The organism is Streptomyces sp. NPDC002793 (assembly GCF_040295485.1).
GTDB lineage: Bacteria > Actinomycetota > Actinomycetes > Streptomycetales > Streptomycetaceae > Streptomyces.
The window spans coordinates 111,868-125,925 of the sequence record NZ_JBEOVL010000018.1 but is presented as its reverse complement, the minus strand read 5'-3'; the positions used below and the strand labels follow the sequence as shown (position 1 = coordinate 125,925).

Below are 14,058 nucleotides of genomic sequence, written 5' to 3'. Positions count from 1 at the left end.
GAGGTGGAGCGGGGCCCCCTCGTAGGTCTCTACGAGGGGGCCCCGCGGCGCCGCGGACGGGTCAGTGGGCCCCGGTGCCGGTGAGGGACTTGACCTCGAGTTCGGCGTACTTGCCCTCGTCCGGCTTCTCCTTGGAGATGACCGACCCGACCCAGCCGAGCAGGAAGCCCAGCGGGATGGAGATGAGGCCGGGGTTCTCCAGGGGGAACCAGGCGAAGTCGACGCCCGGGAACATCGAGCTGGCCTTGCCGGAGACGACCGGGGAGAACAGCACGAGGAAGACGGACGAGGCGAGACCGCCGTAGATGGACCAGAGGGCGCCCTGAGTGGTGAAGCGCTTCCAGAAGAGGCTGTAGAGGATGGTGGGCAGGTTGGCCGACGCGGCGACGGCGAAGGCCAGGGCCACGAGTCCCGCGACGTTCAGGTCGCGGGCCATCGCGCCGAGTGCGATGGAGACGACGCCGATGGCGACGGTGGCCCACTTCGCGGCGCGCATCTCCTCCTTCTCCGTGGCCTTCCCCTTCCGGATGACGTTGGCGTAGATGTCATGGGCGAAGGAGGACGAGGAGGCGAGGGTGAGGCCCGCGACGACGGCGAGGATCGTGGCGAAGGCGACGGCCGAGATGACGGCGAGCATGATGGCGCCGCCCGTGGTGCCCACTCCGCCGAGGTATTCGGCGAGCTGTGGTGCCGCCGCGTTGCCCGCCGGGTTCTTGGCCTTGATCTCCTCCGGGCCGATCAGGGCCGCGGCGCCGAAGCCGAGGGCGATCGTCATCAGGTAGAAGGCACCGATGATGCCGATGGCCCAGTTGACCGACTTACGGGCGGCCTTGGCGGTCGGCACGGTGTAGAAGCGGATCAGGATGTGCGGCAGGCCGGCGGTGCCCAGGACGAGCGCGATGCCGAGGGAGATGAAGTCCAGCTTCGAGATGTCGGTGACGCCGTACTTGAGGCCCGGTTCCAGGAACGCGGCACCCTGGCCGCTCTTCTCGGCTGCGGTGCCCAGCAGGTCGGAGACGTTGAAGTCGAACTTCCAGAGGACCATGAACGTCATCAGCAGCGCGCCCGCGATCAGCAGCACGGCCTTGACCATCTGCACCCAGGTGGTGCCCTTCATCCCGCCGATGGTGACGTAGACGATCATCAGGACGCCGACCAGCGCCACGATGAGGATCTTTCCGGCGTCGCTGGTGATGCCGAGCAGCAGCGAGACGAGGACGCCCGCGCCCGCCATCTGGGCCAGCAGGTAGAAGATCGACACGACGATGGTGGAGACACCCGCGGCGGTGCGTACGGGCCTCTGCCGCATCCGGTAGGCGAGGACGTCGCCCATGGTGTAGCGGCCCGAGTTCCGCAGGGGTTCGGCGACGAGCAGCAGGGCGACGAGCCAGGCGACGAGGAAGCCGATGGAGTAGAGGAAGCCGTCGTAGCCGAAGAGTGCGATGGCACCGGCGATCCCGAGGAAGGACGCCGCCGACATGTAGTCGCCGGAGACGGCGAGGCCGTTCTGGAAGGCGGTGAACTGCCGCCCGCCCGCATAGAAGTCCGACGCGCTCTTGGTCTGCCGGCCGGCCCAGACGGTGATCGCCAGCGTCGCCGCGACGAAGACCGCGAAGAGGCTGATGATCAGCGGCCGGTGCTCGGTCGTCGACGACGACGCGGCGAGCTGGACCACGGTGTGCGATGTGTACCCGGCGCTCATGCGTCGGCCTCCAGACGGGACTTGATGGCCGCCGCCTGCGGATCGAGCTTGTTCGTGGCGTGGCGCGAGTAGAACCAGGCGATGAGGAACGTGGTGGCGAACTGGGCGAGGCCGAACACGAAGGCGACGTTGAAGTTCGCGAAAACGATCTTGCTCATGAAGTCGTCGGCATAGCTGGACAGCAGTACGTACAGCAGGTACCAGGCGATGAAGCCGACGGTCAGCGGAAAGGCGAACGAGCGGTGCGACCGGCGCAGCTCGGCGAACTCCGCACTGTTCTGCGCCTCGAGGAACGCTTCGGTCGTGGGCTGGACGGGACTGCCGTCCTCAGGGCTCTGGGGCGGCGGTGCTTCGGTGGCCACGGATTCTCCTCGCGACGCGGGTGCGGTAGTGGGAACGGTGGATTTCACGGGGAGTCCTCTGCGGTGCGGGGTGACAGGGGCTGGATGCACGACTCCCTGTGCAACGGCACGGAGACCGTGACGAAGCGGTTCACCGAGGTTCGGTCTTCTCCGGCCGAGTCATGCGGACGCGACTCCCCGAGGTCACACCTCGAACTCACTTGCCCATATCCGTTGATGTGTCGGGAAGATCAGCGATAGCTTCACTGGTCATGTACCGGACCGGACGCGCCTGTGTCCGGCTCCACCGGCACGGATGATGTGGAGAACCCATGGCTCATCTGGCATCCAGACGGACTCGTGCACTCACGCTGCCCGTCGGACTCGCGCTCACGGCCTCGCTCGGCTTCCTCCCGACGGGGACCGCTGCCGCCGCCCCCGCGGACGCGCCGACGGCGGCGGTTCGCACGGACGGCCCCCAGCTGTCGTACGTGGTGAACACGCGGGCGGGTCACGGCACCGTCAAGCAGGTGCGGAAGGCCATATCCGCGGCCGGCGGGACCGTCGTGACGTCGTACGACAAGATCGGCGTCATCGTCGTCCACTCGAAGAACCCGGACTTCGGCGCGACAATCCGCAAGGCCAAGGGCGTGCAGTCGGCCGGAGCCACCCGCACCAACCCGATCGTTCCGCAGGCGACGAAGGACATCGGCGTCGAGCAGCCCCTGACCGCCGCGCAGGCGCGGGCGGCCTCCGAGGACGCGGTGGCCGGCCAGGACCCGCTGGAGCCCCTGCAGTGGGACCTGCCCGCCATCAAGGCGGACAAGGCTCACGAGAAGTCGCTCGGCAGCAGCAAGGTCACGGTCGCCGTCATCGACACGGGCGTGGACGACACACACCCGGACCTGGCCCCGAACTTCGACCGCGCCGCCTCGGTGAACTGCGTGTCCGGTGCCCCGGACACCACGGACGGCGCCTGGCGGCCCGCCGCCGGTGAGAGCGACCACGGCACGCACGTCGCGGGCACCATAGCCGCGGCGAAGAACGGTACCGGGATCACCGGCGTCGCGCCCGGCGTGAAGGTCTCGGGCATCAAGGTGTCCACGCCGGCCGGATTCTTCTACGCCGAGGCAGTCGTCTGCGGCTTCGTCTGGGCCGCCGAGCACGGTGTCGACGTGACCAACAACAGCTATTACACCGACCCGTGGCTGTTCAACTGCAAGAACGACCCGGACCAGGGCGCCCTGGTCGAGGCGGTCACCCGCGCCACCCGTTACGCGGAGGGCAAGGGCGTCGTCAACGTCGCCGCGGCCGGCAACTCCGACCACGACCTCGCCCTCGACGCCATCGAGGACACGACGAGCCCCAACGACACGACGACGGTCACGCGCACGGTCGACCCGAGCGCCTGCCCCGACATCCCGACCATGCTGCCGGGTGTCGTGACGGTCTCCGCGACCGGTGCGAAGAACCTCAAGTCCTCGTACTCGAACTACGGTCTCGGAGTCGTCGACGTGGCCGCCCCTGGCGGTGACTCGACGCGCTACCAGGCGCCCGAGGCGCCGGCCGACAACGGTCTGATCCTGTCCACGCTGCCCGGCGGCGGATTCGGCTACAAGGCCGGTACGTCGATGGCGTCGCCGCACGTCGCGGGTGTCGCCGCCCTGATCAGGTCGACCCACCCGCGTGCCTCGGCCGCCGGGGTGAAGGCGCTGCTGACGCACCAGGCCGACGCCACCGCGTGCGGGGCGCCGTACGACATCGACGGTGACGGCACCGTCGACGCGGTCTGCGAGGGCGGCACGCGGTACAACGGCTTCTACGGAGCCGGTGTCGTGGACGCGCTGGACGCGGTCCGCAGGTGACACCTCCCCCGCGCTGTCGCGGGTGAGGCCGTGTGCCAGGACGAGGGGCCGGGGACGGCTGGGCTGTCCCCGGCCCCTCCCCTGTGCGGGAGTGAGGGTTACGGCTTGATGAGGACCTTGAGCGCGGTGCGCTCGTCCATCGCCTTGTAACCGCCCGGCACCCCGTCCAGCCCGACCGAGAGGTCGAAGACCGGCGACGGGTCGATCGTGCCGTCCAGCACGTCGGGGAGCAGTTCCGGGATGTACGTACGCACGGGGGCGACGCCGCCCCGCAGCGAGATGTTCCGGCCGAACATCACACCGAGGTCGACGCCGGTGCCGCTGCCGTGCGGGACCCCGACGTATCCGACGGAACCGCCGTCCCGGACGATGCCCAGGGCCGTGCGCATCGACTGCTCCGTGCCGACGGCCTCGATCACCCCGTGGGTTCCCTCACCCCGCGTCAGCTCCCGTACGGCCGCGAGTGCCTCCTCGCCGCGCCCGGCGACGACGTCCGTGGCACCGAAGGCGCGGGCGATGTCGGTACGGTCCTGATGGCGGCCCAGTGCGATGATCCGCTCGGCGCCGAGCCGCTTGGCCGCCAGGACACCGCACAGGCCGACCGCGCCGTCACCGACGACCGCGACGGTGCTGCCCGGCCTCACCCCCGCGCCGATCGCCGCGTGGTGTCCGGTGCCCAGGACGTCGGAGAGCGCCAGGAGCGCGGTGAGCAGCCGGTCGTCGGACGCGGCCGCCGACGGGAGCTTGACCAGGGTGCCGTCGGCGAACGGGACGCGGACGGCCTCACCCTGGCCTCCGTCGGAGCCGGCCGATCCCCAGAAGCCGCCCCGGGGGCAGGAGGTGGTGAGCCCTTCGGCGCAGTACGTGCAGGTGCCGTCGGACCAGACGAAGGGGGCGACGACGAGATCGCCGACGGCGAAGCCGTTGACCTCGGGACCGGCCTCCTCGACGACCCCGAGGAATTCGTGGCCGATGCGCTGCCCCGGCTGCCGGACCGATTCGCCTCGGTAGGCCCACAGGTCACTGCCGCAGATGCAGGCCCTCAGGACCCGCAGGACCACGTCGGTGGGCTGCTGGACCGTGGCGTCGGGCACCTCCTCCACACGGATGTCGTGGGGGGCACGGATCACGGTGGCGCGCATGTCTGGGGGTCCTCGCTCGTCTCAGATTCTGATACTCCTTTCACGGTACGCGCCAGGGGCGGCGCCGGTGGAATCCACCGGTCCACCGAGCGCCCCTCGCGTGAGCAGGTACTGCGCCGCCAGATAGGTCAGCATGATCCAGAAGTCATGGGCAGGGAGCTGCGGCCGGTCGGCGATGCCGGTGGCGATGAGCGCGTCGGAGAGCAGGAAGAGTGCGCCGCCGATCGCCGCGCACCGGCCGAGGGCGCCCGCACGCCAGGCCATGGCCGAGAGCAGCAGGCCGTATCCGGTCAGCGGGATCCGCAGGTCTCCCGGCAGGCCGGGCCACAGGAACACCAGGAAGGCCACGAGGACGGCGGCGTACGCGAGGCCTGTGACCGGCCTGAGCCCGGCGCGGCCGAAGAGCAGGAGGTAGCAGACGTGGCCCGCGGCGAAGCAGCCCATCCCGGCGAGGAACGCGACCTCCGAGTCGGGCATCAGCAGCACGTCGCCGCCCCAGCCGCACAGCAGCGCGACGACGAGCAGCCCGGGCCCGCCCCGCACCGCCACGCAGGCTGCGAGCAGGGGCATCAGCAGCGGCTTGGCGACGAGGTGGGCCGTCTGCACCCCGGCCAGGAGCCCGGCCAGGTCGACGGCGGCCACGACGAGGAAGGCGACGAGCAGCGGGCGTACGAGCCGGGGCGCACCGGCGCGGGCCGTCATCCGGTGCGCTCGGCGGCCAGGTGCGGCTGCTCGGCGGGGGTCGCGACGGCCGGCTGCCAGCCCGGCCCCCGGAAGACCCGGCCGGCCCGCTCGCCCCAGGTCGTAGCGGCCCGCACGTCGCGGGCGATGGCGGCGTACTCGTGGGTGGCGACGCGGAACGGGTTGTGGGTGGCGATGTTCTTGGTGAGGCCGAAGACGGGACGCTCGGTCTCGGCGGTGAAGGAACCGAAGAGCCGGTCCCAGACGATGAGGATCCCGCCGAAGTTCCGGTCGAGGTAGCCACCTTGCGAGGCATGGTGCACCCGGTGGTGGGAGGGCGTGTTGAGGACGTACTCGAAGGGCCGGGGAAGCGTACCGACCCGCTCGGTGTGCACCCAGAACTGGTAGACGAGGTTCGCCGACGAGCAGAAGGCGAGGGCCGCCGGGTGGACCCCGCAGGCGATGAGCGGGACGTAGAACGGCCAGACGGTCAGCGAGGTCCAGGGCTGGCGCAGTGCCGTCGTGAGGTTGAACTTCCGGCTGGAGTGGTGGACCACGTGGCAGGCCCAGAGGATCCGGACGACGTGGTGCCCCCGGTGGGACCAGTAGTAGAAGAAGTCCTGGGCGAGCAGCATCAGCGGGATCGTCCACCACAGGACGGGGACGCGCAGCGGGGTCAGCTCGTACACGGCCGCGTAGATCGCGACGATGGGTATCTTCCACAGCAGGTCGAAGACGAGGCTTCCGATCCCCATCGTGACGCTGGTGGCGGCGTCCCTGGCGTCGTATCCGGCGGCCTCCTCGTCGGGATGGAGCCGGTGGGCCGCCATTTCGACGACGGTGAGCAGGACGAAGGCCGGGATCGACCACAGCACGACATCGGGCAGGTTCGGCTCCATGCGAGCACCGTAGGGCCGCCGGGGGTGCCGGGCATAGACGTTGTTACCGACAAGTATGTGAGACGTGACGTCATCAGTAGTTGGCGGGTTCCGCCAACTCCTTCGTCGTAGGATTTTCGGCATGCGCACCGTCAAGGGGGAGGAACGCATGTGAGCGGTACGGAAGTCGCGTTGATCCGTCTGGCCACCACGGTCATCGGAAGTGTCGCCAAGTCATTGCTGACCCCCAGGCCAGGCGCGGGGCTGGTCCCTGATCCTGTCCGGCCGCTCCCCCGCCCCGCGAAGCCGGACCGGCTGGTGGAGGTCCTCGGCGGCCGGCTCACCGAGCGCTTCGCGGACCTGCCCGAGCACGAGCGCCTGGCCGCCCTGGACTCCGTGGCTGACACCTTCGCCAGGACGGGCGAGCTGACCGCCGAGCGGCTCTTCGCGCTCGATCTGGACGAGGGGCGGCTGCACTCGGAGCTCGCTGATCCGGCCGCAGGCCTTTCCCGCCGAGCGGCGGAGCTGTACGGCGAGCTGCTGCGCCGGTGCTGTGCCCACGTACTGGAGCAGTTCACCGCCCATCCGTCGTTCGCGGCGCGTGCGGCTGTGGAGCAGACCCGGGCGGGGGCCCGCACGCGGGAACTGGTGGAGGACGTACGCGTCCGGGTCGGCCCGCGGCCGGACGCCGCGGCGCTCGCCTTCGAGCAGCGGTACGCCGACTTCATGGCCACGGCGAACAGCCGGATGGGGCTGTTCGGCCTGACGCTCGGGCGGTCGGCGAGCGAATGGCCACTGGAGACGGCCTACATCAGTCTGAGCGTGAGCGGTGGCACTCCCGGGCAGGACGGGCTGGAGCACACCGCCACAGTCACGGCCTCCGTGGAACAGGCGCTGGCCGGCGCGGAGCGGCTACTGCTCCGAGGCCCGGCGGGCTCGGGCAAGAGCACGCTCGTCCAGTGGCTGGCTCTGAACACGGCACGCCGCACCTTCGGCAGCGACCTCGGGACCTGGAACCGCTGTGTGCCCTTCGTCCTGCGGCTGCGTGCCTTCACCTCGCTCGGGACGCTGCCCACGCCCGAGGAGTTCCTGCGGGCGGCCGGTATCCCGTTGCACGGCGCGGCACCGGCGGGCTGGGTGGACGGCCTGCTGTCCGAGGGCCGGGGCCTGGTGCTGGTGGACGGAGTCGACGAGGTCCCGACGCGCCTTCGTCAGCGCACCGAGAAGTGGCTGAAGGACCTGATCGCGGCCTACCCGAGGTCCCGCTACGTGGTGACGACCCGGCCGTCTGCCGTCCCCGAGAACTGGCTGTCCGGCTCCGGCTTCGAGACGCATTCCCTGCTGGCGATGGACAGGAAGGACATCCACGCTTTCGTCGGTCACTGGCACGAGACCGCCCGGTCCGAGTGCGGGTCCGATGAGCTGCGCGGACAGCTCGATGTGTACGAGACCTCGTTGCGCCGGGCCGTGACGACCCGCCCCGACCTGGGACGGCTCGCCACGAACCCGTTGATGTGCGCGCTGCTCTGCGCGCTGAACCGGGACCGCCGGATGCAGTTGCCCCGTGCCCGGAAGGAGCTCTACGACGCCGCGCTGGACATGCTGCTCGTGCGGCGTGACACAGAGCGCGAGATCGTCGGGGTCGAGGGCGTCGACCTGACCCGGGAGGAGCAGACGGCGCTGCTGCAACGGCTGGCGTACTGGCTGATCCGCAACGGCCAGGCGGAGGCGGACCGCGACGAGGCCACGTCCATGGTGGCCGAGTGGATGACAGCGATGCCACAGGTCCGGGGCACGGCAGAGGAGGTCTTCTCCCACCTGCTGATCAGGAGCGGTCTGCTCTGCGAACCCACCCCTGGAGCAGTGGGTTTCGTGCACCGGACGTTCCAGGACTACCTCGGCGCGAAGGCCGCCGTGGAGTCCCGCGACTTCGGTGTGCTGGTCCAGCACGCGCATGACGACCAGTGGCACGACGTGATCCAGATGGCGGTGGGCCATGCCCGCGCCGACGAACGGGCCCGGCTGCTCCGCCAGTTGCTGAAGCGGGCGGACCGTGCCCGCAAACACCGGAACCGGCTGGTGCTGCTGGCCACGGCGAGCCTCGAACACGCACCGGAGCTGGATCCGGCCGTGCGGGCCGAGGTGCAGCACCAGACGTCGGACCTGCTGCCGCCCCGCTCCTGGGCGGAGGCGGAGGAGCTGGCCGGGGTCGGCGAACTGGTCCTCGAACTGCTGCCGGGGCCGGAGGAGGGGGCGAGCAGGGGAGCTGCGGGCTGGGCCGTACGTACAGCGGCCCTGGTCGGCGGGGACGCCGCGTACGAGCTGGTCACACGCTACCGGGACGACGACCGGGATGCGGTGTCCGCGCAACTGAGCCACGCATGGAGCTCCTTCGACACCGAGCTCTACGCCCGGGAGATTCTCGCGCCCCGGACCTGGGACGACGTCCACCTGTCCGTGGCCGACGCAGGCCAGATGGCGGCCCTGCGACACGTGCCCGACGCCGAGGCGATCCGGCTGCAGGGCGACCACAAGGATCTCTCTCCGCTGGTCTCCCGCCACGGGCTGAAGAAGCTCTTCGTCTACGACAACAGGTCACTGACCGACATCGCCCCCATGGCCTCGATGCGCTCACTCACCGAAGTGGGTCTCAGCATGTGCCCCGACGTCCGCGATCTGAGTCCGCTCTCGGAGCTCCCGCTGACCTGGCTCTCGCTGGTGCAACTGCATCCCGACGTCCCGAGCCATCAGCTGGAGCAGCTCACGGACATTCGCTACCTCAACCTGGGTCACCGTTTCCCCGTCGACAGCATCGGCGAGCTCGCCCTCAGCCCTCACCTCAGCTCTCTCACCCTGTCCAGGGAAACCGGGGACATGAGCCTGGAGGGCCTGGAACGATGGCCAGGCCTGGAGGAACTCGGTCTGTACGACCGTCGACACCTGCCCCAGGTGACGAACAGCCCACTCCTGCACAACCTCAACCGCCTCGTGCTCGGCTGGCAGGTCCTCCCGGATCTGGGGGCCCTCGCCGGCTACGCCGGGCTGCGCACCCTGATCCTCAATCGTTGCCGCCTACCGACCGGTCTTGCGCCTCTGCGGGAGCTGGAGGCCCTGACACACCTGTATCTGTACGGACAGCCCGACGACGATCCTCTGGATCTCGCACCTCTGGCAGGGCTCGAAGGGCTCACCGTCCACATCGGATTCGGGACACGATCCACCGGCGTCGAGCTCTTCCCGCCCGAACGGATCGTGCACAACGATTAAGACCGTCCTGACACCGCCGCTGCCCCAGCAACACCCCAACACCCTGGGCCACCGCCACGGGCACCGTTCTCCCGGGCCCACGCTTCCGCAGCCATGGGCAACCGCTCGGCACCCGCTCCGGGTTCACGGAGGAGGACGCCCGGATAGGTCGCTGTCGGTCCCGGCCCGTATTCTCTGTGACCATGCTCGACGACCGTCAGACCGCAGCGCCGTGGCCGGCCGCGTATCCCCAGGGGTACGCGGTCGTCGACGTGGAGACCACCGGACTCGCCCGCGACGACCGGATAGTGTCCGCTGCCGTGTACCGGCTGGACGCGAGAGGTGAGGTCGAGGACCACTGGTACACGCTGGTGAACCCCGAGCGGGATCCCGGTCCGGTCTGGATCCACGGGCTGACCAGCGAGGTCCTGGAGGGTGCGCCGCTCTTCCCGGAGGTTGCCGCACAGTTGTCCGAGCGGCTTGCCGGACGGGTGCTCGTCGCGCACAACGCCGCGTTCGACTGGTCGATGATCGCCCGGGAGTACGCGCGGGCGGCGGTCACCGCGCCCGTGGAACAGCGGCTGTGCACCATCGCGCTCGCCAAGGAACTGCGGCTCCCCCTGCCCAACCACAAGCTGGAGTCACTGGCCGCGCACTTCGGCGTGGTCCAGCAGCACGCGCACCACGCCCTGGACGACGCGCGGGTGCTGGCCGAGGCCTTCCGGCCGAGTCTGCACGCGGCCGCCGGCAGCGGGGTGCGGCTGCCGCTGCTGGAGTGCCGGCCGCTGACGGAGTGGTACGACTCCCCGGTCACCCCGCGCACCGGATACCGGCCGTCGCAGGGTCAGGGCCAGGGCAGCTGGCGTCCCTCCCGCAAGCGGCCCGCGTGCCCGTACCTCAACCCCGGGCGCTACGAGTCGGACAAACCTCTCATGCAGGGCATGCGGGTGGCCTTCTCCGGGGACACCTCGATCGAGCGGGAACTCCTGGAGGACCGCGCCGTGGAGGCCGGCCTGCACGTGGCGACCAGCGTGTCGCGGCTCACGAGCCTGCTCGTCACCAACGACCCCGACTCGGCCACGTCCAAGACGGTGAAGGCGAAGTCCTTCGGCACCCCGATCCTGGAGGAGAGCGCCTTCACCCATCTGCTGAGGGACGTGGCACCGGCCAGGACGGTCGCCGTGCCGAAGCCGTCACCGTCATCGGAGTGAACCGGCGGCGACTCGCCCCGCGCCGGCTCGCCCGCCGCCTCCCCGCGTCCCACCCTGTGGCGCATGGCACGTTGTGAGGTTTGCGGAAACGACTACGGGATGTCCTTCGAGGTCCACGCGCAGGGCGCGATCCATGTCTTCGACTGCTTCTCGTGCGCCATTCACCGCATGGCGCCCATCTGTGAGCACTGCCGGGTCCAGGTCATCGGCCAGGGTGTCGAGGCCGACGGCCACTGGTACTGCGGCGGCCACTGCGCCCGCGCCGAGGGAAGGGCGGGCATCGTGGACAAAGTATGACGGGGTCTCCCGCCCGCACGGGGGACCCTCCGTGCCGCACCCCATGACCCCGGTTGTACGGTCATGGGGTGTACCGCTTCCTGTTGACCCGGCAGTGGGTGATTCTCACCCTCCTCGTCCTCGCCATGATTCCCACGATGGTGGAGCTGGGTTTCTGGCAGTTCCACCGGCATGAACACCGGGTCGAGCAGAACGCGCTGATCACACGGAACCTCGACGCGGACCCGGTCCCCGTCACCCGTCTCACCTCTCCCGGACACACGGTCCCCCGCTCCGACTACTGGCGTGCCGTGACGGCCACCGGGACGTTCGACACGGAGCACGAGGTGGTCGTACGCCGCCGCACCTCCCAGGACGAGCGCATCGGCGTGCTGGTCCTGACGCCCCTGGACCTCAAGGGCGGCGGCACCGTCCTGGTCAACCGCGGCTGGGTGCCGGCCGCTGCCGACCAGCAGTCCTTCCCCGAGGTCCCCGCCCCGCCGAGCGGCGAGGTCACCGTCACGGGCCGGCTCAAGGCCGACGAGACGACGGGCACCAGCGGCATCAAGGACCTCGCGGGGCTGCCGGACCGCCAGGTGATGCTGATGAACAGCTCCCAGCAGGCAGAGCTGATCGGGCGTCCGGTGCTGGGCGGATACCTCGAACTGACCGACCCGGAACCCGCCGACGACAGCCCCGAGACGATCGCCGCCCCCGACGACGGCTCCATCGGTCCCCACATGGCGTACGCCGTCCAGTGGTGGCTCTTCGCCGCCGGGGTCCCGGTCGGCTGGGTCATTCTCGTACGCCGTGAGAAGCGCGACCGCGAACAGGACGCCGAGGACGCCGAGACCACGCGGCAGCCGGAGCCGGCCACCACCTGATTGGTGGGGCCCGGGTCCGGGAAGACGGCACTGCGTGACCCCACTCATCGAGGACTACGCCGTCATCGGCGATCTCCAGACGGCCGCCCTGGTCGGCAGGAACGGTTCCATCGACTGGCTGTGCCTGCCCCGCTTCGACTCGGGCGCCTGCTTCGCGGCCCTGCTCGGTGACGAGGAGAACGGCCACTGGCGCATCGCCCCCCAGGGCACGGACAGCACGGACACCTGCACCCGGCGCGCCTACGTGGCCGACTCCCTGGTCCTGGAGACCTTCTGGGAGACCAGGACCGGGACCGTCAAGGTCATCGACTTCATGCCCCAGCGCGACAAGGCCCCCGACATCATGCGGATCGTCGAGGGGGTCAGCGGCAGTGTCGACATGAGCTCCGTCCTGCGGCTCCGGTTCGACTTCGGCTCCGTGGTCCCGTGGATGCGCCGCTCGCACGGTCACCGGGTGGCCGTCGCGGGCCCCGACTCCGTCTGGCTGCGCAGCGAGCCACCGGTCAAGACGTGGGGGCAGCAGTTCAGCACGTGCTCCTCCTTCACCGTCGCCGAGGGCGAGTCCGTGGCGTTCGTCTTCACCTGGCACCCCTCGCACTCCCCCCGCCCGAAACTGATCGACCCTCACAGATCCCTGCGGCACACCCTCGCCGACTGGGCGAAGTGGTCGGCCCGGTGCACCTACCGTGGCAGGCACCGGGAGGCGGTGCTCCGCTCCCTGATCACTCTGAAGGCTCTCACCTACGCCCCCACCGGCGGGATCGTGGCGGCCCTCACGACCTCGCTGCCGGAGGAGATCGGGGGCGTACGGAACTGGGACTACCGCTACTGCTGGCTGCGGGACTCGACGCTCACCCTGGGCGCGATGATCTCCGGCGGGTACGTGGAGGAGGCGGCCGCGTGGCGGGACTGGCTGCTGCGGGCCGTGGCCGGTGACCCCGCCGACCTCCAGATCATGTACGGGCTGGCGGGCGAGCGCAGACTCCCCGAGACGGAGTTGCCGTGGCTCAGCGGCTACGAGAACTCCCTGCCCGTCCGCACGGGCAACGCGGCGGTGCGGCAACGCCAGCTCGACGTGTACGGAGAGGTCATCGACTCGCTCAGAGTGGCCCGCGAGGCCGGGCTCGACGACAAGCCGCACGCCTGGAACCTGCAGCTCAGTCTGCTCGGCTTCCTCGAATCCACCTGGCGCGAGCCGGACGAGGGCCTGTGGGAGGTCCGCGGGCAGCGCCGGCACTTCGTGCACTCCAAGGTGATGGCCTGGGTCGCGGCCGACCGCGCGGTACGCACCCTGGAGGAGAACCCGGAGCTGCCGGGCGACGCCGACCGGTGGCGGGCGATGCGGGACGCCGTGCACACGGAGGTCTGCGACAAGGGTTACGACCCCGTGCGCAACACCTTCACCCAGTACTACGGCTCCCGGGAACTCGACGCCTCGACCCTGCTCATCGTGCGCACCGGCTTCCTGCCGCCCGACGACCCCCGGGTGATCGGGACGGTCGACGCGGTGCGCGAGGAACTCGCCCACGACGGCCTGATCCGCCGCTACAGCACCGAGGGGGTGTCGGTGGACGGACTCCCCGGCGACGAGGGCGCGTTCCTCGCCTGCTCGTTCTGGCTCGTCGACGCCCTGCTGCGGACGGGCCGGAGGGACGAGGCGGAGGCGCTGTTCGACCGGCTGCTGGACCTGCGCAACGACGTGGGACTGCTGGCCGAGGAGTACGACCCTGTCGTGGGCCGCCAGCTCGGCAACTACCCGCAGGCGTTCAGCCACATCGGTCTGGTGAACAGCGCGGTCGACCTCGCCCGGGAGGACTTGGCAGGATAGGGCC

The 14,058-nt window shown here is 70.1% G+C and carries 11 protein-coding genes; 6 read left to right on the top strand and 5 right to left on the bottom strand.

All coding sequences use genetic code 11. The annotated features are described in order from the left end of the window. Window positions 1-61 precede the first annotated feature (61 nt). A complete protein-coding gene (locus ABT001_RS19725; RefSeq protein ID WP_351278978.1) occupies window positions 62-1,702 on the bottom strand; it encodes a monocarboxylic acid transporter in 1,641 nt (546 codons plus the stop codon). Further along, on the bottom strand, window positions 1,699-2,064 hold the full coding sequence (locus tag ABT001_RS19720) for a DUF485 domain-containing protein (RefSeq protein WP_147962052.1): 366 nt from the start codon (window positions 2,062-2,064) through the stop codon (window positions 1,699-1,701). The genes ABT001_RS19725 and ABT001_RS19720 overlap by 4 nt, the downstream gene beginning before the upstream one ends. 311 nt (window positions 2,065-2,375) lie before the next feature. Here ABT001_RS19720 and ABT001_RS19715 point away from each other — a divergent pair, with 311 nt between their 5' ends. Next, window positions 2,376-3,908: a S8 family peptidase gene (locus tag ABT001_RS19715; protein ID WP_351278975.1), complete on the top strand. Its 1,533-nt coding sequence runs from the start codon at window positions 2,376-2,378 to the stop codon at window positions 3,906-3,908. A 98-nt stretch (window positions 3,909-4,006) separates the two neighbouring features. Here ABT001_RS19715 and ABT001_RS19710 read toward each other — a convergent pair whose 3' ends face one another. The 3 genes from ABT001_RS19710 to ABT001_RS19700 are packed head-to-tail and all read right to left on the bottom strand — an operon-like array spanning window position 4,007 to window position 6,630. After that, on the bottom strand, window positions 4,007-5,050 hold the full coding sequence (locus ABT001_RS19710; RefSeq protein WP_351278972.1) for a zinc-dependent alcohol dehydrogenase family protein: 1,044 nt from the start codon (window positions 5,048-5,050) through the stop codon (window positions 4,007-4,009). Window positions 5,051-5,071: 21 nt separating this feature from the next. After that, window positions 5,072-5,752: a lysoplasmalogenase gene (locus tag ABT001_RS19705; protein WP_351278969.1), complete on the bottom strand. Its 681-nt coding sequence runs from the start codon at window positions 5,750-5,752 to the stop codon at window positions 5,072-5,074. Further along, window positions 5,749-6,630, bottom strand: a complete 882-nt coding sequence (locus ABT001_RS19700) for a sterol desaturase family protein (protein ID WP_351278966.1) — start codon at window positions 6,628-6,630, stop codon at window positions 5,749-5,751. The genes ABT001_RS19705 and ABT001_RS19700 overlap by 4 nt, the downstream gene beginning before the upstream one ends. A 150-nt stretch (window positions 6,631-6,780) precedes the next feature. Here ABT001_RS19700 and ABT001_RS19695 point away from each other — a divergent pair, with 150 nt between their 5' ends. The 5 genes from ABT001_RS19695 to ABT001_RS19675 all read left to right on the top strand — a co-directional run bounded on the left by ABT001_RS19695 (window position 6,781) and on the right by ABT001_RS19675 (window position 14,054). Further along, window positions 6,781-9,876, top strand: coding sequence for an NACHT domain-containing protein (locus ABT001_RS19695; RefSeq protein WP_351278964.1), 3,096 nt, complete (start codon window positions 6,781-6,783; stop codon window positions 9,874-9,876). 176 nt (window positions 9,877-10,052) lie between these two features. Further along, window positions 10,053-11,066 carry a DEDDh family exonuclease gene (locus ABT001_RS19690; protein ID WP_351278961.1) on the top strand — a complete coding sequence of 338 codons (1,014 nt, stop codon included), beginning with the start codon at window positions 10,053-10,055 and terminating at the stop codon, window positions 11,064-11,066. A 63-nt stretch (window positions 11,067-11,129) separates the two neighbouring features. Continuing rightward, complete coding sequence (locus ABT001_RS19685) at window positions 11,130-11,363, top strand: metallothionein (protein ID WP_351278959.1); 234 nt, start codon at window positions 11,130-11,132, stop codon at window positions 11,361-11,363. Window positions 11,364-11,431: 68 nt separating this feature from the next. Then, window positions 11,432-12,226 (top strand): SURF1 family cytochrome oxidase biogenesis protein, encoded by a 795-nt coding sequence (locus ABT001_RS19680; protein WP_351278957.1) that lies wholly within the window; start codon window positions 11,432-11,434, stop codon window positions 12,224-12,226. A 34-nt stretch (window positions 12,227-12,260) separates the two neighbouring features. Further along, window positions 12,261-14,054 (top strand): glycoside hydrolase family 15 protein, encoded by a 1,794-nt coding sequence (locus ABT001_RS19675; RefSeq protein ID WP_351278954.1) that lies wholly within the window; start codon window positions 12,261-12,263, stop codon window positions 14,052-14,054. The last annotated feature ends 4 nt before the right edge of the window (window positions 14,055-14,058 follow it).

Coding starts and splice junctions, on each gene's coding strand:
- ABT001_RS19725 (WP_351278978.1), bottom strand. CDS start 1,702: ATGAGCGCCGGGTACACATCGCACACCGTGGTCCAGCTCGCCGCGTCG.
- ABT001_RS19715 (WP_351278975.1), top strand. CDS start 2,376: ATGGCTCATCTGGCATCCAGACGGACTCGTGCACTCACGCTGCCCGTC.
- ABT001_RS19710 (WP_351278972.1), bottom strand. CDS start 5,050: ATGCGCGCCACCGTGATCCGTGCCCCCCACGACATCCGTGTGGAGGAG.
- ABT001_RS19705 (WP_351278969.1), bottom strand. CDS start 5,752: ATGACGGCCCGCGCCGGTGCGCCCCGGCTCGTACGCCCGCTGCTCGTC.
- ABT001_RS19700 (WP_351278966.1), bottom strand. CDS start 6,630: ATGGAGCCGAACCTGCCCGATGTCGTGCTGTGGTCGATCCCGGCCTTC.
- ABT001_RS19685 (WP_351278959.1), top strand. CDS start 11,130: ATGGCACGTTGTGAGGTTTGCGGAAACGACTACGGGATGTCCTTCGAG.